At 70.7% G+C, this 22,934-nt stretch carries 24 protein-coding genes; 14 read left to right on the top strand and 10 right to left on the bottom strand.

Going from position 1 to position 22,934, the window contains the following annotated elements; all coding sequences use genetic code 11:
• Positions 1-37: 37 nt before the first annotated feature.
• Positions 38-1,918: an ABC transporter ATP-binding protein gene (locus OHT74_RS02295; protein WP_328619113.1), complete on the bottom strand. Its 1,881-nt coding sequence runs from the start codon at positions 1,916-1,918 to the stop codon at positions 38-40.
• A gap of 355 nt (positions 1,919-2,273) precedes the next feature.
• Positions 2,274-3,029, bottom strand: coding sequence for an SDR family oxidoreductase (locus OHT74_RS02290; protein ID WP_328619112.1), 756 nt, complete (start codon positions 3,027-3,029; stop codon positions 2,274-2,276).
• A gap of 113 nt (positions 3,030-3,142) precedes the next feature.
• On the opposite strand from OHT74_RS02290, the gene OHT74_RS02285 reads away from it, so the two are divergent.
• From OHT74_RS02285 to OHT74_RS02270, 4 genes are all read left to right on the top strand, one after another.
• Positions 3,143-3,637 carry an RrF2 family transcriptional regulator gene (locus tag OHT74_RS02285; protein WP_328619111.1) on the top strand — a complete coding sequence of 165 codons (495 nt, stop codon included), beginning with the start codon at positions 3,143-3,145 and terminating at the stop codon, positions 3,635-3,637.
• A gap of 51 nt (positions 3,638-3,688) precedes the next feature.
• Positions 3,689-3,982, top strand: a complete 294-nt coding sequence (locus OHT74_RS02280) for an ArsR/SmtB family transcription factor (protein WP_266660065.1) — start codon at positions 3,689-3,691, stop codon at positions 3,980-3,982.
• Positions 3,979-4,365: a VOC family protein gene (locus tag OHT74_RS02275; protein WP_266660063.1), complete on the top strand. Its 387-nt coding sequence runs from the start codon at positions 3,979-3,981 to the stop codon at positions 4,363-4,365. Before OHT74_RS02280 ends, OHT74_RS02275 begins: the two co-directional genes overlap by 4 nt.
• A gap of 162 nt (positions 4,366-4,527) precedes the next feature.
• Positions 4,528-5,304, top strand: a complete 777-nt coding sequence (locus OHT74_RS02270) for a polysaccharide deacetylase family protein (protein ID WP_328619110.1) — start codon at positions 4,528-4,530, stop codon at positions 5,302-5,304.
• Positions 5,305-5,356: 52 nt separating this feature from the next.
• Here the strand turns inward: OHT74_RS02270 and OHT74_RS02265 are convergent, their stop codons facing one another.
• Positions 5,357-5,980 carry a TetR/AcrR family transcriptional regulator gene (locus OHT74_RS02265; RefSeq protein ID WP_266660059.1) on the bottom strand — a complete coding sequence of 208 codons (624 nt, stop codon included), beginning with the start codon at positions 5,978-5,980 and terminating at the stop codon, positions 5,357-5,359.
• Between the two features lie 100 nt (positions 5,981-6,080).
• Between OHT74_RS02265 and OHT74_RS02260 the strand changes: the two genes are divergently transcribed.
• The gene (locus tag OHT74_RS02260; protein ID WP_328619109.1) at positions 6,081-7,142 is read left to right on the top strand and encodes an aldo/keto reductase; all 1,062 of its coding nucleotides are present in this window, start codon (positions 6,081-6,083) and stop codon (positions 7,140-7,142) included.
• On the opposite strand, the gene OHT74_RS02255 is transcribed toward OHT74_RS02260, so the two are convergent.
• Together OHT74_RS02255 and OHT74_RS02250 are read right to left on the bottom strand one after the other, a co-directional pair.
• The gene (locus tag OHT74_RS02255) at positions 7,135-7,512 is read right to left on the bottom strand and encodes a hypothetical protein (RefSeq protein ID WP_328619108.1); all 378 of its coding nucleotides are present in this window, start codon (positions 7,510-7,512) and stop codon (positions 7,135-7,137) included. The genes OHT74_RS02260 and OHT74_RS02255 overlap by 8 nt on opposite strands.
• 437 nt (positions 7,513-7,949) lie before the next feature.
• Positions 7,950-9,218, bottom strand: a complete 1,269-nt coding sequence (locus tag OHT74_RS02250; RefSeq protein ID WP_266660053.1) for a YhgE/Pip domain-containing protein — start codon at positions 9,216-9,218, stop codon at positions 7,950-7,952.
• Between the two features lie 254 nt (positions 9,219-9,472).
• On the opposite strand from OHT74_RS02250, the gene OHT74_RS02245 reads away from it, so the two are divergent.
• On the top strand, positions 9,473-10,090 hold the full coding sequence (locus OHT74_RS02245; protein ID WP_328619107.1) for a TOPRIM nucleotidyl transferase/hydrolase domain-containing protein: 618 nt from the start codon (positions 9,473-9,475) through the stop codon (positions 10,088-10,090).
• A gap of 219 nt (positions 10,091-10,309) precedes the next feature.
• Complete coding sequence (locus OHT74_RS02240; protein WP_266660049.1) at positions 10,310-11,095, top strand: DUF4190 domain-containing protein; 786 nt, start codon at positions 10,310-10,312, stop codon at positions 11,093-11,095.
• Positions 11,096-11,115: 20 nt separating this feature from the next.
• On the opposite strand, the gene OHT74_RS02235 is transcribed toward OHT74_RS02240, so the two are convergent.
• From OHT74_RS02235 to OHT74_RS02220, 4 genes are all read right to left on the bottom strand, one after another.
• Positions 11,116-12,630 (bottom strand): class I adenylate-forming enzyme family protein, encoded by a 1,515-nt coding sequence (locus tag OHT74_RS02235; RefSeq protein WP_328619106.1) that lies wholly within the window; start codon positions 12,628-12,630, stop codon positions 11,116-11,118.
• An 89-nt stretch (positions 12,631-12,719) separates the two neighbouring features.
• Entirely contained in the window at positions 12,720-13,355 is a 636-nt protein-coding gene (locus tag OHT74_RS02230) for an alpha/beta hydrolase (RefSeq protein WP_328619105.1), read from the bottom strand.
• 109 nt (positions 13,356-13,464) lie between these two features.
• Positions 13,465-14,097 (bottom strand): hypothetical protein, encoded by a 633-nt coding sequence (locus OHT74_RS02225; RefSeq protein WP_328619104.1) that lies wholly within the window; start codon positions 14,095-14,097, stop codon positions 13,465-13,467.
• A gap of 112 nt (positions 14,098-14,209) precedes the next feature.
• A complete protein-coding gene (locus OHT74_RS02220; protein ID WP_266660047.1) occupies positions 14,210-14,782 on the bottom strand; it encodes a TetR/AcrR family transcriptional regulator in 573 nt (190 codons plus the stop codon).
• Positions 14,783-14,905: 123 nt separating this feature from the next.
• Here OHT74_RS02220 and OHT74_RS02215 point away from each other — a divergent pair, with 123 nt between their 5' ends.
• Both OHT74_RS02215 and OHT74_RS02210 read left to right on the top strand, forming a co-directional pair.
• Positions 14,906-15,355, top strand: coding sequence for a nuclear transport factor 2 family protein (locus OHT74_RS02215; protein ID WP_328619103.1), 450 nt, complete (start codon positions 14,906-14,908; stop codon positions 15,353-15,355).
• A gap of 143 nt (positions 15,356-15,498) precedes the next feature.
• A complete protein-coding gene (locus tag OHT74_RS02210) occupies positions 15,499-16,335 on the top strand; it encodes a hypothetical protein (protein ID WP_328619102.1) in 837 nt (278 codons plus the stop codon).
• 206 nt (positions 16,336-16,541) lie between these two features.
• Here OHT74_RS02210 and OHT74_RS02205 read toward each other — a convergent pair whose 3' ends face one another.
• Positions 16,542-18,173, bottom strand: a complete 1,632-nt coding sequence (locus tag OHT74_RS02205) for a carboxylesterase/lipase family protein (protein ID WP_328619101.1) — start codon at positions 18,171-18,173, stop codon at positions 16,542-16,544.
• Positions 18,174-18,413: 240 nt separating this feature from the next.
• Here OHT74_RS02205 and OHT74_RS02200 point away from each other — a divergent pair, with 240 nt between their 5' ends.
• The 5 genes from OHT74_RS02200 to OHT74_RS02180 are packed head-to-tail and all read left to right on the top strand — an operon-like array spanning position 18,414 to position 22,917.
• Positions 18,414-19,589, top strand: coding sequence for an ABC transporter substrate-binding protein (locus OHT74_RS02200; protein ID WP_266660043.1), 1,176 nt, complete (start codon positions 18,414-18,416; stop codon positions 19,587-19,589).
• 1 nt (position 19,590) lies between these two features.
• Positions 19,591-20,469, top strand: coding sequence for a branched-chain amino acid ABC transporter permease (locus OHT74_RS02195; RefSeq protein WP_328619100.1), 879 nt, complete (start codon positions 19,591-19,593; stop codon positions 20,467-20,469).
• The gene (locus OHT74_RS02190; RefSeq protein WP_328619099.1) at positions 20,466-21,443 is read left to right on the top strand and encodes a branched-chain amino acid ABC transporter permease; all 978 of its coding nucleotides are present in this window, start codon (positions 20,466-20,468) and stop codon (positions 21,441-21,443) included. The genes OHT74_RS02195 and OHT74_RS02190 overlap by 4 nt, the downstream gene beginning before the upstream one ends.
• Positions 21,440-22,213 (top strand): ABC transporter ATP-binding protein, encoded by a 774-nt coding sequence (locus tag OHT74_RS02185; protein ID WP_266660040.1) that lies wholly within the window; start codon positions 21,440-21,442, stop codon positions 22,211-22,213. Before OHT74_RS02190 ends, OHT74_RS02185 begins: the two co-directional genes overlap by 4 nt.
• Positions 22,210-22,917: an ABC transporter ATP-binding protein gene (locus OHT74_RS02180; protein ID WP_328619098.1), complete on the top strand. Its 708-nt coding sequence runs from the start codon at positions 22,210-22,212 to the stop codon at positions 22,915-22,917. The genes OHT74_RS02185 and OHT74_RS02180 overlap by 4 nt, the downstream gene beginning before the upstream one ends.
• The last annotated feature ends 17 nt before the right edge of the window (positions 22,918-22,934 follow it).

Genomic DNA, 22,934 nt, shown 5'->3' with positions numbered 1-22,934 from the left:
AGGAAGGCTATGCCCGCGCCCCCCCGCGAGAGGCCGGCTACCGGTCCTGGGAGAGCCGCACGAGCTCGGCGAAGGAGCCCTCCAGCCGCACCAGTTCCTCGTACGTGCCCTGCTCCGTGATCCTGCCGGCGTCGAGGACGATGATCCGGTCGGCGAGACGGCAGTTTTCCATCCGGTGTGTGACGATCACCGTGATCCGGTCGTCCTTCATGTCCCGGAGCCCGGAGAACACCATGTGCTCCCCGCGCGGGTCCATCGCCGACGTGGGCTCGTCCATGACGAGGAGTGCCGGCCGCCTGTGGAAGGCCCTGCCGCATGCGAGGCGCTGCCACTGGCCGCCCGAGGGCTCGTGGCCACCCCACAGGGACCGCGCAAGCAGTGTGTCCAGGCCGTGCGGGAACTCCTGGACGGCCTCCTTCATGCCGACGGCGGCCAGGGCTTCCCAGACAGCGTCTTCACCGCGGGCATCGGGCTGGCCGAGGGTGATGTTCTCGCGGGTCGAGAAGGGCCAGTTCCCGTACGACTGGGTGACGAGCCCGACGTGGGTCCACGCGGAACGCTGGTCGGCATCCGCGGTCGGCACGCCGTCCCACGACACGCTGCCGGCCGTCGGGGTCGTCAGCGCCGTCAGGAGCCGGATGAACGTGGACTTGCCGGCGCCGTTTTCCCCGATGAGGGCGACGACCTCCCCGCGGTTCAGGGTGAGGTCGACCGGCCCGAGCGCCGGGGCGTCCTTGCCCGGATACGTGTACGAGGCCCCCTCCATCCGAATCTTCTGCGGCGCGTCGAGCACCTGCGCCCCACGCGGTACGGACTGCTCGGCCGAGTGCGCGATGAAGGCGGCGTAGTCGCCGAGGTAAAGGGCGTGCTGGAACATCGCGGCGCCGTACACGACGAGTTGCGACAGGGCCGCGGTGGACGTCCGCATGGCGACGATGGCGGTGCCGGCCGCGCCCACGGCCATGTAGCCGCCGATGACCAAGGCGCCGAGGGACACCCAGGTCAGGACGATGAACAGACCGGACACGGCGGCCGCGGTCAGGTACACGGCCAGGTAGCGCGGGGCGGAGCTGACCATTTTGGAGTCGATGCGCGCGCAGACGGCCGCGTACCAGTGGTGCGCGTACGTCCGCATGCTGTTGCCGCGGAGCTCGTCGGCAAGCTTGGGGGTCGTGAGATGCCAGCGCATCATGTGGCGGATGTTGCGGGAGGCGACCGTCTCGTTGTGGAGGCGGTAGTCGAGGCGTGCGGCGAAGACCGAGCCGAGGCCCCGGGGGATCACCGACAGCAGCAGGAGCGGCAGGAGCAGCGGGTGTACCAGGGACAGCACCGACGCCACGGCGAGCATGTCGATCAGCCCGCCGGTGAAGCCGAGCGCGTCCTGCAGCAGCATGGCGGAGCGGGCGGATCCCGTTTCCGCCGCCTCGGAGCGCTCGGTGAAGTCGGGGGCGTCGTAGGCGGCCAGCTCGACGTCCATGTGCGCGTCGACCATGGCCAGGTCGGCGATGGTGGACATGCCGGGGTTCAGGCGCCGGGCGGCGCTGCCGGAGGCGATGGAAGCCAGCGCCCCCAGGGCGGTCATGGCCGCTGCGGCGACCAGGGGCCACATGGCGGCAGTGATGCGCTGCTCGGCGGTGCCGCCGGCGAGCAGCGGACCCATGGCCTTCGAGACCGCGGCGAGTGAGGCGGCCGTGCACACCCCGCCGAGCAGCTGGGCGCACAGGAGCCAGAGGAACGCGGTGCGGTTCACCGCCCAGGCCAGCTTCGCGGTCTGCGCGAGGGCGGAGGGCACGCGGCGGGCCATCTGGGCGAGCGACAGCCGTTCCATCGTTTCGTTGTGCTGGCCCCAGGTGAACTTGAACTCCGGTGGCGCGGGCGGTGCGGTGTCCTTCGGCTTCTCGGCCTTCTGCTGCGTCATTCTGCGGCTCCTCCAACTCGACTGTGAGGGAACCCGGTTCACCCGGCGCAAGGCATGGCGGCGCAGCCCGCCGCCCGTGGTCGGGGGAGGCGCCGCTGAGCTGTCCGGGGAACTGGAGGGAGTGAGTACACCGCAGCGCGAAGGCCGGAGCAGCCGGATCTGGCCGACCTGCCGACGCAGTCGGCTCGGCCCTGTTGGCTGATCGTTTCCGGCACTGGCCGGGTTCCGGGGGTTCCTGGAGGGGAGGTTTGGCTGGAACCGGCGGGTGGGAAAGGGGGGGCAGCGGAAATCGTTTGCCTGCCCCCTGATGCTGTGACCGGGCGCGTTCGCCCGGTCGTTGCTGACCTTCAGGCCTTCAGGCCTTTGGACCCTGGCGGCGGCTGTCGAGCCAGTCCTTGTAGTGGGTGGGGGCCAGGCGTGCGTCGGGGCCTGCGATGAGGACGTCGCCGGAGACCGCCGCGAACATGCCCGCCTCCGCGTCGGTGACAACGGTGCGCTGCTCCTGCCGGTCGGACAGGGTGAGGCGGCCGAGCTCGTCCAGCGTGAAGACGTCGGGGCCCGCGACGTCGAGCGTGCCGTCCAGCGGCTCGGCGGTGGCGACGTCGGCCAGCGCCTCGACCACGTCGGCCGTCGCGATGGGCTGGATGGGCGTGGCGGGCAGCCGGACGGTGTGGTCGTCGGCGGTCCAGGACATGACCGCGTCCATGAACTCGAAGAACTGGGTGACGCGCACGATCGAGTACGGGGTGGGCCCGGTGCGCAGCAGGTCCTCCTGGAGCGTCTTCGCGCGGTAGTAGTCCAGCTGCGGCACCCGGTCGACTCCGACGATGGAGAGGACGACCTGATGGCGGACACCCGCGCGTTCGCCCGCCGTCAGCAGGTTCCCCATGGTGGTACGGAAGAAGTCCGGGGAGGCATCGTCGAACGTGGGGGAGTTCGTCACGTTGACGACCGTGTCCGCGCCTTCCAGTGCCTGGTCGAGTCCCGCGCCGGTGAGCAGGTCGAGCCCGCTCGACAGGGATGCGGCGACCACGTCGTGTCCGGCCTCGCGGAGCCTGGAGACGAGCTGGGAACCGATCAGTCCGGTGCCGCCGATGACCGTGATCTTCATGGCCGTGCCCTTTCCTTGAGCCGAGTGCCGCGGCCTGGCGCGGAGAAAACTCGGATAAGTCTTGTCCGAGATGATACTCGGATATTCTGGGTCCGAGTCAAACGGGAGGGTGAATGAAGCTGTCCGGTGGCGTGGAGTGGGCGCTGCACTGCTGTGTGGTGCTGACCGCGGCGACCGAGCCGGTGCCGGCGGCCCGGCTGGCGCGGCTGCACGACGTGTCGCCCAGCTACCTCGCCAAGCAGATGCAGGCCCTGTCCCGGGCGGGCCTCGTGACGTCCGTCCAGGGCAAGACGGGCGGGTACGCCTTGACCAGGGCCGCCTCCGAGATCACGGTGCTGGACGTGGTGCACGCGGTCGACGGGGCGAGCCCGGCGTTCGTGTGCACCGAGATCCGCCAGCGGGGCCCGCTCGGGACCCCGCCCCAGGACTGCACGAAGCCGTGCGCCATCGCCCGTGTGATGACCGCCGCCGATGCCGCCTGGCGGGCGTCGCTGCAACAGGTGTCCATCGCCGACCTGGTGGGCTCGGTGGAGCAGGACAGCGGCCCGGAAGCGCTGCCGGCCATCGGGGCCTGGCTGAACCCGTCGAACCCTGCCGACGGCACCTGACGCCGCAGCGGCACTTGATAGGCAAGCCGACGCTTGCCTATGGTGGCGGTCATGGCGGAGGACGTCTTCAAGGCGCTGGCCGACCCCACCCGTCGGCGCATCCTCGATGAGCTGGTGCAACGGGACGGCCAGACCCTGTTCGAAATATGCGCACGGCTGGTGACCAGGCACGGCCTGGGGCTGTCCCGCCAGGCGATCAGCCAGCACCTGGCCGTACTGGAGTCTGCGGGTCTGGTGGTCTCACGGCGCCAGGGCCGCTACAAGTTCCACGATCTGAACACCGAACCTCTTGAGCGCATCGCGACCCGGTGGCTCAGGCCCCACACCCCGGAGGGCACCCCATGAAGATCCACCGGACCAGCGTCTTCGTCGACGACCAGGAAAAGGCCCTGCGCTTCTACACGGAGGTGCTCGGCTTCGTGAAGAAGCACGACGTCCCGCTGGGTGAGCACCGTTGGCTGACCGTGGTCTCGCCGGAGGCTCCCGACGGGACCGAGCTGCTGTTGGAGCCCTCTGGTCATCCCGTGGTGAAGGCGTACAGGGACGGGCTGGCCAAGGACGGCATCCCGCTCGCGGCCTTCGCCGTGGACGACGTACCCGCGGAGTTCGATCGGCTGCGCGGGCTCGGCGTGCAGTTCACCCAGGAGCCGCTCGAGATGGGCGCGGTCACCACTGCGGTTCTGGACGACACCTGCGGCAACCTGATCCAGATCCTGCACAGCAAGTAAGGCGCCCCGGACGGCAGGCGCCCCGGGCGCGATCTGTCGGCCGTGTGTCGCCGTTCCCGCGCCGTATCGGCCGATCGGAGGAAAAAGGCCCCCGAACGCGTGACCTACCCTGGACCGGCAACGTGAGATCCGGGGGCCGAGCGCAAAAGGAAGAGCGCGTCCATGGGCATCATCATCAGTTCCGTACGTCGTCGGCGGGCAGGATTCGCCGTGACGGGGGCCGTCCTCGGCCTTCTGGCAGCAGCCGGCACGCCGGCGCTCGCCGCTACGGACGGCTCGGCGGGCCGGTCGTCGGCAGCCTCCGGGTCCGCCCAGGGCGCCACCCCGATCCCGGTGGGGATCTCCCGGCTGGCCCAGGGCCCGGGCCACAACGTCGCCATCACGATCGACGACGGTCCGGACCCCCGCTGGACCCCGCAGGTCCTCAAGGTGCTGAGGCAGAACCACGTCAAGGCCACCTTCTGCATGGTCGGAACCCGGGCGCAGAAGTACCCCGCTCTGGTACGCGAGATTGCCGCCGACGGTCACCAGCTGTGCGACCACTCCGTCGACCACGACGTGACGATGGACCACAAGCCCGTCGCCTACCAGCGGCAGCAGATCCTGGACGGCAAGGCCATGATCGAGAAGGCCGTGCCGGGTGTCGCCGTGAACTACTACCGTGCGCCGGGCGGCGCCTTCACCCCCGACAGCCGTGCGATAGCCAGCGCGAGCGGGATGCGGCCTCTGGGCTGGAGCGTGGACCCCAAGGACTGGAGCCGCCCGGGTCTGCCCGCGATCTTCGCGGCGCTGGAGGGCAAGCTGCCCCAGCAGCCGACCGTCCTGTTCCACGACGGCGGCGGCGACCGCAGCGAGACGGTCGCTGCGCTCAAGCAGTACCTGCCCTGGCTCACCGCACGGGGCTACACCTTCACCTTCCCGGCCCGTACCACCCCGTAAGGCATCCCCTCGGGCCTCAGCGTCCGGGACCCCGTCCGCGGCGACGGTACCGCTACGCCTCCCGTACGTACGCCCCCGCACGCGCGGCCACCGCCGCGGCCGTCGCGCAGCGATCGGCGGCGGCCTCGTCGAGCGGGAGGGCGGTGGTGAGGAGGCGGTAGTAGAGCGGGGCGGACGCCGCGCGGATCACCTCGTGCGGGTCGGTGCCCTCGGGCACCTCACCGCGGGCGGCGGCCTGTTCGACACACGGCGCCCATTCCTCGACGCGGGCGGTGTAGAAGCCGTACAGGGCCTCCGCCGCCTTCGGGTCGCAGGTGCCGGCCGCGATCACCGCCTTGAACAGGGCTCCCTGCCGGGGATCGGCCAGCGTCTGCTGCACCAGACGGGTGTTGGCCCTCAGGTCCCCGAGCAGTGAGCCCGTCTCCGTACGCGGCACGGACTGCTGCGCCATGTCCAGCAGCAGATCGGTCACGAGGCCGGTGACCGTGCCCCAGCGGCGGTAGACGGTCGTCTTCCCGACCTCCGCGCGGCGCGCGATGTCGGTGAGGTCCAGATGTGCGAAGCCCTGCTCGGCCAGGACGTCTTCGGTGGCGCGCAGCACCGCCGCCCGCACCCGCGCCGTACGTCCTCCGGGCCGGGTGGCCCCCGGGTCGGACTCGGCTTCCGCGAACTCCATAACGGGACTCCTGTTCCATTAAGCGTTGAGCCTTGTTACGCTGAGGGCATCTTAACGGAACCGCAGCCCCATTAGCTGGGTGCGTGAGAGGGGATTCGTCATGGAGTACAGGCGACTGGGTACGTCCGGGCTTCAGGTGCCCGCGCTCAGCTTCGGCGCCGGAACCTTCGGCGGACAGGGGCCGCTCTTCGGTGCCTGGGGCAACACGGGTGCCGAAGAGGCGCGCCGCCTCGTGGACATCTGCATCGACGCCGGGATCACCATGTTCGACACCGCCGACGTCTACTCCGACGGCGCGTCCGAGGAGGTGCTGGGGGCAGCCCTCAAGGGGCGCCGGGACCAGGTGCTCATCTCCACCAAGGCCGGCCTGCCCACGGGCGACGGGCCCGGCGACGCGGGCACCTCGCGATCCCGCCTGATCACTTCGGTCGATACCGCCCTGCGCCGCCTCGGTACCGACTACATCGACCTCTTCCAGCTGCACGCCTACGACGCCGGCACCCCCGTGGAGGAGGTGCTCTCCACCCTGGACGACCTGGTCCGGGCCGGGAAGATCCGTCATCTCGGCGTCTCCAACTTCTCCGGCTGGCAGGCCATGAAATCCCTGGCCACCGCCGACCGCCGCGGCCGCGAGCGCTACGTCGCACACCAGGTCCACTACTCCCTCGTCGGCCGCGACTACGAATGGGAGCTGATGCCGCTCGGGCTCGACCAAGGGCTGGGCGCGATCGTCTGGAGCCCCCTCGGCTGGGGCCGGCTCACCGGCAAGATCCGCCGGGGCCGGCCGCTGCCCGCCGGCAGCAGGCTGCACGACACCGCCGACTACGGCCCGCCGGTGGAGGACGAGTACCTCTACCGCGTGGTCGACGCCCTGGACGAGATCGCGGAGGAAACGGGGAAGGCGATCCCGCAGATCGCCCTGCGGTGGCTGTTGCAGCGGCCGACCGTCTCCTCCGTCATCGTGGGTGCCCGCAACGAGGAACAGCTGCGCCAGAACCTCGGTGCCGTGGGCTGGACGCTCACCGCCGAGCAGATGGCCAGGCTCGACGCGGCGAGCAGCCGAACGGCCCCGTACCCCTACTTCCCGTACCACCGGCAGGAGGGCTTCGCCCGTCTCAACCCGCCGGTGGTCCAGGCCGGTCCCTTCGGGCGATTCAGTTGACGATGGGGCCGGACCGGGGATCCAGGCCGACCCAGACGCCGTAGTCGAAGTCGTCACGGAGGTCACCGGAGGTGCCGGTGTCGCCGCCCGTGGCCGCCCCGGTGCCGCCGCCCTTGGGAGGCTCGGTGTCGCCGCCCCTCGCGCCGCCACCAGCAGGGGCTTTCGTCAGGACGCCGCCGGCCTTGGAGATCTTTGCGAGCTTGGAGTACGTGAGGAGCTTCAGCGGGCCGGGGTCGTCGTCGGTAGTGATGTTCGAGGGTGCGGCGCTGGGGGCGGCGAATGCGGTGGTGCTCAGCGAGACACCTCCGGTGGCCACAGCGGTGGCGATCATGAGGGCGGGAACGATGCGTCGGGTCTTGGTGAGGGCCATGGGAGAGGGTCCTAACGGGGGTCGAGGGGGGCCGGGCTCCGGACGAGGCGGGGGTGCTGTCTGCATCTGCGTGCCGTCGTCCGTGGTTCCATTGCGCCCCAGGCGGGCGCCCCGGTCACGCCACGCAAGGTCGGGACTTGACAATCCGCCCGCCCATCCGCAGCGCTGTGCTCGGACGTCTTGGGGCAGGGGGAGTCTGCGCGCGTGCGCCCGGCGCAACCGGTCCATCATGGAAGAGGCAGGCCGGAGCGTTGTGCGGCCACTCCGTGTGCGTGGGACGCGCACGTCAGGCGGGAGGTGATCCCATGGACATGAACATGGACGAATCGCGCAGGGCTTGGGCCATGATGATCGGCATCCTCGCCGTCATCCTCGCCAACCTCGCGGCGATCGTCCTGATGAACACCGTCGGAAAGTGAACCGCCGGTTTCACGGGGTCAGGCGGGCTGCGGGGTAAGGCGCTTGTGCCCCTTGCGGTCGTAGTACATGGTCATGGCGAAGCCGAAGAGCAGGGCGAGTACGACGCCGACCGCGATCATGATCCAGGAGCGGGTGAGACCCGCATCGCCGCGGGCGTCGAAGTAGAGGATGGCGCGCACCCCGTCGCTGAGCTGCCGCATGGGCTCGAAGTGGGAAAGGAAGCGGTAGAAGCCGGGGACGGCCTGGAGCGGCACGGTGGCGCCCGACGAGGGCAGGCCCAGGACGATGAACACGAACATCGACACCAGTTGGCCGATCCCGCCGAACGCGGCATTGATGGCCTGCACGCCCAGTCCGACGGCGAGGGCCGCGCAGTACGAGTAGATCCACAGCAGGGGCAGGTGGGACGCGTCCATCCCGAGGATGCCGACGCAAGCGATGAGGACCAGCGAGGCGCTGACGAGCGTGATGCCCGCGGTCATCACCATCTTCAGCAGCAGCGTCTGCGTGCGGCTGATCGGCACGGTGGGTCGGCGCGTGTGCCAGGGGCCGATCTCGTTGTCCGCGTAGCCGAGGGCGGTGTCGACGCCGTTGCTGATCACGTTGCCGCCCATGAACCCGGCCAGCACGAGCAACAGGGTGTAGTAGAAGGCGGTCAGGCCGAGGCCGCTGTGAATGCCGATCGGGTGCCCGACCTGCGTGACGACGTTCACCGGGTCGGTGAGCAGCAGCTTCGCGGTGGGGCTCGCCTGTGTGCCGGCCGCTGCCGCGAGCTGTCTGCCGATGGTCTGGGACGCCTGGTGCGCGGCCTTGGTCGTGATCTGACTGGCGAGGGAGGAGCCGAGACTGCCCTTGCCGGGGTTGGTGAGCACGGTGATCGTCGGTGCCCGGGTGGCTCCCAGGGTGGTGAGGGCGGTGACGTCGTCGGTGAAGCCGGCCGGAACGATCAGGGCGCCGTAGACCTTGCCGGAGTCGAGCTGATCCTGGGCCTCGGCACGGGTGAGCCTGCGCCACTCGGCCTTGCCGCCCCCGGTGTCGGCTGCGATGGCGGTCGTGACCTGTGTGCCAAGGTTCTCCTTCTGCCCGGGCGGCGGCTTGCCGATGTCGTCGTTGACGAGGGCGATGGGCAGGTCGCGCAGGTCCCGGTTGGGGTTGACGATGCCGCCCATGTACAGCAGGGACAGCAGCAGGGCGAGTAGCCCGGTGAGGACCGTGGGCACCAGCCACAACTGCGGGCGGCGCAGCAGCTTCGCGGCAGTGGCCTGAGGGGCGGCGGGCTCGGCCATGGTTCTCCGTGGGTTCGGGCGGCGCGAAGGACGCAGTGCGGGTGAGATGGGCCGAACGGGTGATGCCGGGGCGACCGTACGAGAGGCCAGCATGCGGCCCGCACCCGCGCAGGCCGTCGTACGCCTCGCGTTCCTCCCCCCGTTGCAGTACGCGTACTCGTACGGCCAACGGCCGCTCGGTGCGGCCTGCCCTCGGGTCGACGGCCGGCCGATATTCCGTGCCGTGCCGGTCGGTGGGCGTGCAGACTTGCCCCATGGTGGACATATGGGCGTTCCGGGACGCAGTCGGCCGTTGGGCGGCCGGCGGTCCCGGCGGACCGGCGAGTGATCTGGCCGTGCAACTGGGGCTGCGGACGGCGGTTCTGCTGGAAGGGCTGAGCGACCTTGCGGCCGTCGAGGCGCTGTCCGGACGGCGCAGCCGGGACCTCGCCGCCGAAGGGGTGTGTGTCGTGTCGATGGGCGGGGCGATGAACGTGGGGCGCTACGCCGGACTTCTCGGGCCGCCCGGTCTTGGCCTGCGCCTGACAGGACTGTGCGACGAGCGCGAGCAGGGCTACTACGACCGGGCCCTGAAGCAGACCCAGGCGCCGGGCCCGGGCTTCTTCGTGTGCGTGGCGGACCTGGAGGACGAGCTCATCCGCGCGCTGGGTACGGCGAGGATCGAGGAGATCATCGAGGCCGAGGGCGACCTGCGGGCCTGGCAGACGTTCCTGCGCCAGCCCTCACACCACGGCCGGCCCCGGCAGCAGCAGTTGCGGCGCTTCCTCGGCACGAAGAAGGGCCGCAAGATCCGCTACGGCCGTCTCCTGGTGGAGGCCCTCCACCCCGGACAGGTACCGGCCCCGCTCGATGACCTCTTCAGGAGCCTGTGACCGGCGCGCGAACCTGGTGGGGGCGGGGGCCGCGCCCGAGCCCCCGCAGCGTCCAGCTCTTCGCCGTCACGTCGCGGTAGCGGTAGCGGCAGCGGCTGCGCAGCCTCCCTGCGTCGATCCGGTCCGAGCGCCGTGCCCCCATCGGACCCCCAACCCGGCTTTGTCATGCCCTGGCTGTAGGTTGCTCCTTCACCCTCTGTGCAAGGAGCACCCACACGCATGTCCATACCGCCGCAGCCACCGTCGTCCCCTGAGCCCTACCCCCAGTCGGGAGCGTACGGACAGCCGGGGCAGCCCGGGCCGTACGGCGGCCAGCAGGGCTGGTACGCGCCGCCCCCGATGTCGCAGAAGACCAACACGCTGGCCATCGTGGCGTTCGTCATGTCGATCGTCTGCGGGCTGCCGCTGGTCCCGCTGATCCTCGGCATCGTCGCCCTCTCCCAGATCCGCGACCGCGGCGAGAAGGGCAAGGGCTTCGCCATTGCGGCCATCGTCATCCACAGCCTGGCCATCGCGTTCTACGCGATCGTGCTGGTCCTCGGATTCTCCGGAGCCCTGGACGACGGCCCCCGGCCGAAGCGCGACACCAACGGTCAGGCCACCGCCCCGGGTTCCGTCCGCGTGGAGGACATCCGCAAGGGGGACTGCTTCAACACGGGCGGCAAACTGGCGGAGTACGACGACGAGGAGGGTGGTGACGCCGGCTTCAGGGTGAAGATCGTGCCTTGCGGCGAAGCTCACGAGGGGGAGGCCTACAGCGTCTTCAACCTGGACGGCGGGGCGTACCCGGGCAAGGACAAGGTCATCTCGATCGCCGAGGAGAAGTGCGCGGGCTCGGCGCTCACCGGCTACGTCGGCGCCGACGCGAAGGTCGCGGATACGCTCGAGGTGTACTACTACTACCCGCAGCCCACCACTTGGATCCGCGGCGACCGAGAGGTCACCTGCTTCATCGGCGACAGCAGCGGCTCCAGCACCGGCTCGCTCCGCGCCGCCGGTTCCTGAGCCGCAGTCGTCGGTCGGGGCTACGGGGTGGTGGGTGCAGGACTCGATCCGGCAGCCCGCTTCCGCAGCAGCCGCTTGTCCGGCTTGCCCCGGTCGGTGAGGGGAAGGGCCGGCTCCCAGAAGACGGTGGTCGGCCGGTGGGCCGGTGACAGTGCCTCGGCCGTCAGGAGGCATGCCTCGGCGGCCACCGCGCTCGTGGGAGGGTGACCCGGTGCCGGCACGAGGAAGGCGCACACCTCCTCACCGGTGAGGTCGCTGGCCCGGCCCACCACCGCGGCCTCGGATACGGCGGGGTGCCGGGTCAGGGACGTCTCGATGGGACCGCAGTAGATGTTCACACCGTCCACGATGACGACGTCGTTGACCCGGTCGTCGAGGTAGAGGTACCCGTCGGCGTCGAAGTGGCCGAGGTCCCCGGTCCTGAGCCATCCGTCCCGCATCACCTGGGCCGTCAGGCCGGGCTGATTCCAGTAGCCGGCCATCACCATCTCGGACCGCACCCATACCTCTCCGGTACGTCCTTGCTCCGACTCCGCCCCGTCCTGGTCCCGCACCCGCACGTCCACGCCGGGTGCGGGACGGCCGGCGGATCCCAGGAGGTACGGCCGGTCGGTCACCCCCGCGTCGTGATCGGCCGCCGACAGCCTGCAGATCACCCCGGCCTCGTTCATCCCGTAGCCCTGCCGCCACCTCGGCCGGGCACCCCAGCGCGTGAGCGCCTGCCGCAGCCGCTCCGGGTGGATGGGAGAGTTGCCGTACGACACCTGGACGAGCCCCGGCACGCCGTCGGCGGTTGTCGGGTCGTCCAGCAGCCTGTACACCATCGAGGGCGTCAGGTACGTGGACACGGGCGCCAGGCGCCGGCAGGCGGCGGCGAACTCCCTCGTGTCGAAGATTCCGAGGATCTCCACCCGGCCTCCCTCGCGCAGGTGTTCCAGGCACCGGCCCCCGGAACGCTGCGCGAGTGACGTGACCGAGAGGTGGACCGACTCCGCCGGTCCGCCGCCCTTGCCGCGCGTACCGGTCCGGTCCGCCATCGCGGCGAAAGTGGAGGCCACCCCCTTGGGCCTGCCCGTGGTGCCGCCGGTGTACGTCACACGCGCCACGTCGTCCTCACGAGCCTGCAGGGGAACCGGCCGGACTTCCCGGGCGCGGGCCAGCCGCATCAACACCTCCAGCCCGATGCGCGGAACCCCTGTGTCGGGCACCGGGGCGTCGTTCACCACCACGACCGGCTCGCAGTCCCGCAGCAAGAAGTCCAGGCCATGGGTGGCGGGACCGACGATCACCTGGGTCAGCCGCGCGCCCATCACGTGCGCGGCCAACCGGACCAGCAGCACCTCGGGCCGGTTGCCGCTCACACAGGCCAGCCCGGCCCCGCGCCGCACTCCCAGCTCTCCGAGGAGGCTCGCCAGCCGGTACGTATCGGCCAGCACCTCGGAGAATCCCGCGACCACGGGACCGGCCCCGATCGCGGGGCGTCCCGCGTTCCGTTCCAACGCACCGATCAGGTCCGCGACATACCGCGCAGCCATCACCACCGCCACCGCCTCTACGCCCGTCCCGACCAGTCTCCCGCCCGGCCGTAGCCCCTGTCGACGGCTCGCCGGTCGGGGCAGTGTGCTCAGCGGAGGACGGGGATCACATCGCGCGTTTCGTCGACCTCGATGCCGGTGGTGCGGCGGGCGAGCGGTTCCGGGGGCGTTTCGTCCGCACAGACGGTGCCCCGGGCCGGCAGCGCCTTGGTGGCGAGGTAGTCCGTGACCAGTGCGCTGACGCACGCGCTCCGGTTGTAGGCGGTGTGTCCTTCAGCAGCGAAGGTCAGCAGCCGTCCGTTGTCCAGCGTGCCGGCGAGGGCCACGGCGTCCTGGTACGGGGTGTCAGGGTCCCCGGTCGTACCGAGGACCAGGATCGGGGCGGAACCGGCCGCCCGGTAGGAGCCCGCGTAGCGGCTCGGGCGCCCGGCCGGCCACTGGGCGCAGGTGGGCGCGTGGTTGTGGTCGTAGGTGGGCGGCCCGAGGCCGATGGGGGGTCCCAGCAGCGGAGCGGCGGCGACGTGGGCGCTGACCAGCGTGCCCAGGAGCAGGCGGCTGGTCGGGTAGACGCGGTCGGCGCACTCGACGGCCATGTTGACGTTGAGGAAGTCGAAGGACGCGGGGGAGGGCGGCGACAGCAGGAACGAACCCTGGTGTGCCTGGGCCGCCCGCAGGGCCTGACCCAGGTAGGGCCAGATCTCCTTGCCCGAGTTGATGTTGAACATCAGGCGGTAGGCGAGGACGTAGCCGGTGGCCGGGCATCCGCTCGCGGTGATGACGGGATCGGCGTCCAGCGACCGCTTGAGTTCCTCGAAGGCCTGCCGCGGCCGGCCTTCACCGAATCCGCAGGCGGTTGCGTTCTGCGAGGGCCTGCCGCAGCAGGTCGATGTCCTTGGCGTTCGACCCGGTACCGACGAACGGCACGAGCTCCCCGGACCGTTCCCGACAGGCGGTGGCGAAGTCCAGGCCCTGCCGGACGGCAGTTTGCAGCGCTCCCGGGCCGGGTACACCGCGCGCGGCGTCGACGGCGGCGGAATACTCCTTGTCGTTCCAGCACTCCACCTGCCCGCTGCGCGCCACGCCGCGCATGTCGTACCCGACGACGCCGAAGGCGTCGCGGAGAGAGGCGGGGAGTGCGTCGTAGCTGTTACGGGCGAAGTCCACGCCGGAGTTGCCGGGTCCGCCGGGATGCAGCAGCAGGACACCGGTGCGGTGAGCCGGGTCGGCGGCGAGCCGCCGGGTGACCGCGAGCGGGATCGTACGCCCGGTGGGCCGGCGGTAGTCCAGGGGTACCCGGGCGGTCGCGCACTCGAAGCCGTCCCCGGGATCGTCGGCGTCCGCTGCGTCGCAGGGGCCCCAGGACAGGACGGGAACGGGCGCGGCGGCGAGGGTCGTCGCCGTGGCGGCCCCGGGCCCGCCCCCGAGGAGCGCGGTGACCGCGAAGGAGGTGACCCCTACTCCCCCCAAGGGAAGCGTTCCGCCTGCAACCAGGGTTGTACGCACCCGGAAAGGGCCCGGGCCGGCACCCCGACTCGGGCCGGGCCGCGGTCCGTTCTCCCACGCCCGGCGACGTCGCCGGTCAGCGTGGCCGCAGGCCGTCGAAGACCACCTCGAAGATCCGCTCCCGGGCCGCCGGGTCCGCGCCGAGCTGTTCCAGCATTGCCCCGGTACCGACCAGCAGGGCAAGCAGCTCGGGCAGGCGCAGCTCCGGGCGGACCACCCCGGCCTGCTGCGCCTCGGACAGCAGGCCGGCCAGCCGGGTCTGGATCTCCTTGGTCGGCTCGTGCAGCGATGCGTGCACGTCCACACCGGCCGCGGCGAGTGCCTGGGCGAACTCGTTCTTGCCCGCCGACTGTTCCACCACCAGACGGAAGCAGGCGAAGAACGCCTCGGCCGGATCGTCCTGAGCTGCCAGCTGCGCGGTCATGGCGGCGATCGCCTCCAGCCTGCGCACCATCACCGCTTCCAACAGCGCCTCCTTGGTGGGGAAGTGCCGGAAGAGCGTGCCGACCCCCACCCCGGCGGCCCGGGCGATCTCCTCGGTCGGCACGCCGACGCCGCGGGTGGTGAACACCTCCGTGGCGACATCGAGCACCCTGGCCCGGTTGCGGGCGGCGTCCGCCCGCAGCGGGCGCTCCTGAGCGCCAGTCATCCCTTTTCTGCCTTCCTCTGCATGCGGCGAAAGAACCTCTGGACAACCGGAGTTGCCAGTCCGTATCGTTGAAAACGGAGCCGCTAGTCCGATTCTAGTGGCTGATCCCGCCGGAGGTTGATCATGCCCAAAACGCTGTCACCGCGAGAGGTCTTCCACAAGCTGCTGGAGCGCATCGGTGAGGGGCGGTTCTCGGAGCTGGCCGAACTCTATGCAGAGGACGCTGTCGTGGAGACCGTCTTCGAGCCGGTCGGGCCGCGCAGGTTCGAGGGTCGTGCCGTGCTGGAAGCGCGGTTCGCGCAAGTCTCCGCGAGCATGCCCGTGGAGCTGACCCCGGTGAATGTGGTCGTCCGGGAGACCGATGACCCGGAGGTGGCCGTTGCCGAGTGGGACTACCGGGTTCACCACCGCGCGACCGGGCGGACCTTCGAAACCGCGAACATCCAGGTGCTGCGGGTCCGCGACGGCCTGATCGTCGGCAGCCGGGACTTCCACGACCACCTGGCCCTCGTCGTGGCCGGTGGTCACCTGCCGCAGCTGGTGAAGGCGTTGGAGGGTGAGCAGCCCGAGTAGGGCCGCCGAGTATCTGCGTGAGCCCCTTCGCGGCACCCCGAACCCGCAGGCCGCGAAGCAGTACGTGACGTGCGTTCGACCAACGCGGTGAGACGGCAGGGTCACGCCGGGAACCGGGGGACGTCGGAGGCTAAGGTCGGCGGGTGAGCCAAATCCAAGGGCGCTCCGGGGGAGCCGGACCTTTCACAACCCGGCTGACCTGGCACCCCTTGGAGGGGGGCACGGCGATCTGGGAGTCCCGCCTGGCACGCAAGCGCGGCCTGATCACCGTAAGCGCTGCGGGCGAGCCCGAACCGCGTCGCCGAATCGCTGACGGCGTGTCGGTCGCCCGCCTTCGCAGGCTGAACGCCGTCGCCGCGCTGGCGTTCACCGTCGGCGGGGCCCTCTTCGCCCTCGGGGCCTGGGTCGCCCAGTTCGGCGCGAGTGGTGCAACAGGCGCCTGGATCTACTTCGCCGGCGGCCTGTTCTTCAACACCGGCGGCTACACCTCACTGCTCCAGGCGATCAACGCTCCCCGCCCGGAGCCCGGAGGAGGCTCGCCGGCCGCACGAGCCTGGGCCTGGTGGAGCTACGAGCCCTACCGGATCGACTGGCTGAGTACCTTCGTGCTGTTCGTCGGCACTCTTGTGTTCGGCATCAACCTGCTGAGCTCCCTGCTGCAGGGGCTCTCGCTCCAGCAGGTGAACAGGCTGATCTGGGCCCCCGACATGGTCGGGTGCATCCTGTTCCTGATCTCGGGGCACCTCGCACTGCTCGAGGTCTGCCATGGCCGGCCGGCCGTGCGCACCCACGACCTCGGGTGGTGGATCGTCGCGATCAATCAGCTCGGCTCCGTCCTCTTCCTCATCTCGGCTCTGGCGGCCTTCACCCGCCCCGCGACCGGCAGTCCGGTGAACGAGGACATCGCCAACTGGGGCACTCTGACGGGGGCGCTCTGCTTCTCTGCCGGGGGAATCCTCCAGCTCTTCGAGCGCCCCTGACAGGTGGTGCAGAACGCTCGGTCCGGGGTGGGACGGACACGTGCATGCTCCGGAGTGCTGGGGGATATTGCTACGGCCCGGCCCCGTCGGGGCCGGGCCGAACGGCTGGGTCGTCTCTTTTCGGATCTTGCCGGGTAAGCCCGAGTCGTCCGGTGCCGTGCATCGCAAGGCGGAGAGGCTCCCGAGTACTGGACGGACTCGGGTGCCTAGGACGCCGTCGGCCGGTGGAGGCGCCGCCAGTATCCGGCGAGGTCGTTCGTGGCGGCGGTGACCGTGTCCAGGCTCATCGTGGTGCGGGAGTCCCGTTCGTAGCGCTGCCAGTTCGGCATGGCCTGGTGGTTGGGGTCGCCGTTGCGGATGAACGAGATCCATGCCGCGTGCATGGTCGAGGCCAGACCTTCACGGATCCGCGGGTCGAGCCCCGTCAGGAAGGGCGCCCCCGACCACTTGTCGAAGTTGTCGAAGACGAAGGGCAGTTCCAGGCAGTGCGCCGCCGCCAGCCGGCCGCCGTGCGCTGGCGTCGGCAAGTCGAACTGGTAGGCCCATACCGGGTGCTTACGGGCCGCCGCCCGCCGTTCGGCGAGTGCCAGGCCCGGCATGCGGAACAGGTCGTCGCTGATCAGGTCCATGAGTACGTCCACCGGCCGGGCGCCCGGCCGGGCTTCCTCGTACGCACTGTATGCCTCGGCGGCCCGGTTCCCGAAGGTGTCCCGTGCCCGGGCGAGCACCTGGTCCTTGGTCGCGGCGGCGTACGTCGGGTCGAGGGCGAAGGCGAAGTTGGCTTCCTCCCTGGTGCAGCCGATCAGGATGTCGATGTCCGCCCCCGGACCGCTGAGCAGCAGGTCGGAGGGGTGGCGGTCCAGCGTCACCTCGTCGAGCACGGGCAGGAACGGTGTCGACCAGTACCCCCACCGTCCGGTGCGCTTGAACATCTCGATGGTGGCGCCCATCAGCTGCTGCCAGGGCAGGGTCCGCAGCTGCGCCAGGTCCTTGGCCCCGAGGATCTCGAGGAACGTGGCGCTGCGCTGCAGCGACTCCGTACGCGTGGGGACCTGCAGCCCGAGCGGCGGGCTCTGGAGGATGGCGCGCCGGAACAGCGGGCGGCCCTGGGGCCGGGCTCCGGCCAGGGCCGCGACCGAGAACGCGCCGCCGGACTGGCCGGCGAGGGTGATGTTGTCCGGGTCCCCGCCGAACGCGGCGACGTTGTCCCGTACCCAGCGCAGTGCGGCGAGCTGGTCGGTGAGCCAGAAGTTCCCCCCGGCGCCGTCCTCGCCGAAGTAGAGGTATCCCAGCGGCCCGAGCCGGTAGTTGATGGTCACCACGACAAGGTCGCCGTCGCGCGCGAAGGTCTCGCCGGAGTAGATGGGCAGTGAGCCGGACCCGGAGATGAAACCGCCGCCGTGGATCCAGACCATCACCGGCCGCTTGGTGCTGTCGGCCTGCGGGGTCCAGACGTTGAGCGTGAGGCAGTCCTCGTCGAAGGGGGGCGAGCCGTGCGTTCCGAGTACCTGGTCGCCCCCTTCCCGGTAGAGCTGCGGCGCGCTGGGGCCGAACGCGCCGGCGTCGCGCGTTCCCGACCAGCCGGGATGGGGCTGGGCCGGCCGCCAGCGCAGGGCGCCGACCGGCGGCGCCGCGTAGGGCACGCCCTTGAAGACGGTGAGACCTCCCTCGACGACCCCGCGCAGCCGGCCCGCGGGCGCGTCCACGACGGGCGAGGGATCGTCCGCTCGAGGGGCGGCCTGCGCCGCGTGCCCGGCCGGAACCCCGGAGAGCAGCGCGGCACCGGCCAACACAGTGCTGTTCTTGAGGACTTTGCGTCGTGATGGATCGTCGGTCACGGTGCTTCACTCCCTGACTGATCACGGTCCGCCGCCGAATCGATATGGCGGAGATTTGACGACCGCAAGTGTTACGCCATGTCCGTGAGTGGGGTCAAGGGGTGCGAGCGTCTTGCCGCTCGATATCTCGCGAACTATTGACGGCCGTCTCAATTACGCGATAGACACGTGTCACCCTCCACGGCACCCCATCGGCAACACCCGGTCCACCAGGGCCGGCTCACCACGTACGGAGTCTCCATGGCAGGTCGGTTTCGTCCCGTTGGTCTGATCGCCGTCACGACGGGCCTCTTGCTGACCACCGCATGCGGTGGCGCCAGTCTCGGGACCGGCGACGGCGACAAGCAGGGCGGGCCCGTGAAGATCGGGCTCCTCGTCCCGCAGTCCGGGACCTACAAGGCGCTCGGCGACGACATGAAGCAGGGCTTCGAGCTCTACATCAAGCAGCACGGCGGCAAACTCGGCGGCCGAGAAGTGCAGACAGTGATCGCCGACGAGGGGGAGACGGCCGACTCCGGCAAGGCTGCGGCGGAGAAGCTCGTCAAGCAGGACCGGGTGCTGGCGGTGAGCGGCGTGGTCAGCTCGGCCACCATCAACGGGGTCAAGGACCTCTTCGAGACCAGCAAGATCCCGCTCGTCGGCTCGAACGCCTCGCCGACGACACTGACCGGGACCAAGTACATCTGGCGCACGTCGTACGTCAACGACGAGCCGGGCAAGGCGCTGGGCAAGTACGTCGCAGAGAAGGCCGGCGGTCCGGTCTTCCTGATCGCCGCGGGCTACCAGGCGGGCAAGGACGAGGTGGAGGGATTCAAGTCCACCTTCCTCCCTGCCGGCGGCAAGCTCGCGGGGGAGGAGGTCTACACCCCGTTCCCGGGGACGAAGAACTTCCAGCCGTACCTCGCGCAGATCGAGAACTCCGGCGCGAAGGCGGTCTTCTGCTTCTACGCGGGCGGTGCGGCCGTCGACTTCGTCAAGCAGTACCGGGACTTCGGCCTGGCCGGCAAGATCCCGCTCTACGCGCCCGGCTTCCTCACCGAGGGCGGCGTGCTGAAGGGACAGGGAGAGGCGGCCGACGGCATCCTCACCGCGCTCAACTACAGCGCGGACCTGGACAACACGGCCAACAAGCAGTTCGCGCCCGCCTACCGGTCCGCCTACGGGGCTCCTGCGACCACCTACGCGATGGCGTCGTGGGACGCGGCGCAGGTGCTCGACAAAGCGATCAAGGCGGCCGGTGGCACCGTGACCCCGGAATCGGTCAATGCCGCCATCGCCAAGGTGGGGGACATCGACAGCCCGCGCGGCACCTGGAAGTTCAACAGCGGCGGCACGCCCGTCCAGCCGTGGTACCTGCGCGAGGTCAAGCAGGGGGCCAACACCGCCACCTCCGAGCTCGGCCGGCTGGGCGGCTGACATGACCGGATGGTTGAACGGCAACCTCGTCAGCGTCGTCGACGGGGTTGCCTTCGGTCTGCTGCTGTTCACGATCGCGGTCGGACTCTCCCTGGTCTTCGGCATGATGGACGTGCTGAACCTGGCCCACGGCACGCTCTACCTCGCCGGGGCGTACGTCGCCTACGCGCTGTCCGACGGGAGCCTGTGGGGTCTGGTCCTCGCGCTGGCGGCCGGCGCCGTGGTGGGCGGCATGGGCGGGGCCGCGCTGACGTTCCTCACCCGGCCGCTGGCCCGGCGCGGGCACCTGGACCAGGCCGTGCTGACGCTCGGCATCACCTTCATCGTCGCCGACCTCCTTGCCGCGGCCTTCGGCGGCGAGGTGCTGCCCACGGACCCGCCGACGGCCCTGCGCGGGACGGTGGCCCTCGTCGGCCACGCCTACCCGGTCTACCGGCTGGTGTTCATCGGCGTCGCGGCAGCCCTCGCACTCCTTGTCCACCTCGTCTTCGAACGCAGCTCGCTCGGAGCGCTCGTCCGAGCCGCCGTCGCGGACCGGGACATGGTGCGCGCGCTGGGGGTCGACGTCCGCAAGGTGCTGTACGGGGTCTTCGCCTCCGGCGCAGCCCTGGCGGTGGTCGGCGGTGTCCTAGGGGCGCCGATTCTGGGCCCCGGGCCGGGCGTCGACGAGACCGTGCTCGTCCTCTCGCTCGTCGTCGTGGTCGTGGGCGGCCTCGGATCCGTGCGCGGCGCGCTCGCCGGGGCGCTCCTCATCGGACAGGTGCAGACCCTCGGGGTGGCGCTGCTCCCCGAGTACGCTCCCTTCCTCCTCTTCGGCACGATGCTGCTCGTGCTCGTCGTCCGCCCGAACGGCCTGGTCCCGGCGGCGGTGCGCGCATGAGCCCGCACAGAGCTGCCTCGACCGGCGCGCGGCGGCTGTCCGTGACCGCCGTGGTCGTCGGACTCGCCCTGGCCCCCTTCGTCCTCGGCCCGTACGCCGTCGGCACCCTGTCGCGGATCCTGGTGTTCGGGCTCCTCGCCATCAGCGTGAACCTGCTCACCGGCCTGACCGGACTGCCGACCCTCGGCCAGTCGGCGTACTTCGGAGTCGGTGCCTACACGGCCGCGATCGTGGCGACGCGACTCACCGACATCGGAATCCTCCAGCTCCTCATCGCCGCGGGCGTCTCCGCGCTGGTGGCGGTGCCGACCGGGTGGCTGGCAGTGCGGGCCCGGGGCGTGGTCTTCCTGATGCTGACGCTGGCCATCGGCGAGATCGCGTACAGCGCCGCCGTCAACTGGAAGTCGCTGACGAACGGCACCGACGGAGTGTCGGGCATCCCGCCCGTCGTACCGCTGCCCGGCATGCCCGCGCTGGCGCTGGACGGGCTCGTCTACTTCTACGTACTGGCCGTGTTCCTGCTGCTCTTCGCGGCCGTCTCCCGCCTGGGATCGACACCGTTCGCCCTCGCCCTGCGCGGCATCCGCGACAACGAGCCGCGGATGCGGGCGATCGGCTACCCGACGCAGCGCTACGCCCTGACCGTCTACTGCGGCGCCGGGGCGCTGGCCGGCGCCGCCGGAGCCCTGTGGGTCTCGGTAGAGCGGTTCGTCTCGCCCGGCGACGCCGGATTCGAGATCGCGGCCCTGGCGCTGCTGGCCGTCGTCATCGGCGGCTCCGGCTCGATGTGGGGAGCCTGCGCCGGCGCCGCACTGGTCTGGCTCACCCGCGACTACCTCGGAAACCTCGAAGCCGTTGCCGGGCGCGGGCCGTTGCTGCTCGGGGTGCTCTTCGTCGTCGCCGTCTACACGCTGCCCCGCGGGCTGGCCGGCGTACGGCTGCCTCTCAAGCCGACCCGGAAGAGAACGACGTGACAGACCACGACCACAACCACTCCCTACTGGAACTACGGCAGGTGTCACGGCACTTCGGGTCCTTCAGGGCCCTGGACGAGGTCTCCCTCACCGTGAGGGCGGGGGCCCGGCACGCGATCATCGGCCCGAACGGTGCGGGCAAGTCGACCCTGTTCGGCCTGATCTCCGGGACGCTGCCCGTCACCGGCGGATCCATCCTCGTCGACGGGAAGGACGTGACCCGGCTGCCTGTGCACCGCCGGGTCGGGCTCGGCGTTGCAGCGACGTTTCAGCACTCCAGTCTCTTCATGCGCGAGTCCGTGCTGGAGAACGTCCTGCTCGCCGTGTTGCGCCGGGCCGGGGGAGGCCTCGGGGGCCGGCGGAAGGTCGGCGCCCGGCCGAAGGAGCTCGCACGGGCGCACGCGCTGCTCGAGCGGGTGGGCCTGCCCACCCGGCACGAGGTCGCGGCGGCCGAGCTCTCGCACGGCGAGCGGCGGCAGCTGGAGGTCGCCGTCGCGCTGGCCACCGACCCCCGGCTGCTGCTCCTGGACGAGCCGGCCGCCGGCATGTCTCCCGCGGAGACCGCCCGGCTCACCGAGCTGATCGCCGCCCTGCCGGGCGAGGTGACCGTACTGCTCATCGAACACGACCTCGACATGGTCTTCGAGCTCGCCGACACGGTCACCGTCATGCACCTCGGCAGACATCTGATGACCGGTTCCCCGGACGGGGTACGGGCCTCCGCCGAAGTCCAGACCGCCTACCTCGGCACCGTGGAGGTCTCCTCGTGAAGCCGTTCTTCAGCGTGCGCGAGCTGAGCTCCGGTTATGCCGGGGGCGTCGTCCTCGGCGGTGTCGACCTGGATCTCGATGCGGGCGGGATCGTCGCCGTCCTCGGGCGCAACGGGGTCGGGAAGACCACCCTGATCTCGACCGTCATGGGGCTCGTCCGGCCGTACGGAGGCAGCGTCACCCTCGACGGCCGGGAGATCGCCGGAGCCCGCGTCGACGTGATCGCCCGAGCCGGGGTCGGCGTCGTCCCGCAGGGGCGCCGGGTGTTCGCGCCGCTGACCGTGGCCGAGCACCTGACGGTCGCCTCGCGGCGTCCGGCGACGGGCCCGTGGACGAGGGCCCGCGTCCTCGACCTGCTGCCGCGGCTGGGTGAGCGGCTCGGGCACCGCGGGGACGAGCTCTCCGGCGGGGAACAGCAGATGCTCGCGATCGCCAGGGCCCTGCTGGGCAATCCGCGCCTGCTGCTGCTCGACGAGCCGTCCGACGGCCTCGCTCCCGCGATCGTCGCCCAGGTCGGTGAGGTGATCCGAGAGGTGGGCGCACAGGGAATGTCGGTCGTCCTCGTCGAGCAGAACCTGGCGCTTGCGTTCTCCGTCGCCCAGGACGTCGCAGTCATGCAGAAGGGGCGCATCGTCCACCGAGCGGCCTGTGCGGAATTCGCATCCCGCCCCGACGATCGGCGGCGCCTGCTCGGCGTCGACTGAGCGGGACCGTCACCTTC

Origin of the sequence: Streptomyces sp. NBC_00354 (genome assembly GCF_036106915.1) — a bacterium.
Lineage (GTDB): Bacteria > Actinomycetota > Actinomycetes > Streptomycetales > Streptomycetaceae > Streptomyces.
The sequence above is the reverse complement of the archived record's forward strand: the minus strand, read 5'-3'. Positions and strand labels throughout refer to the sequence as shown.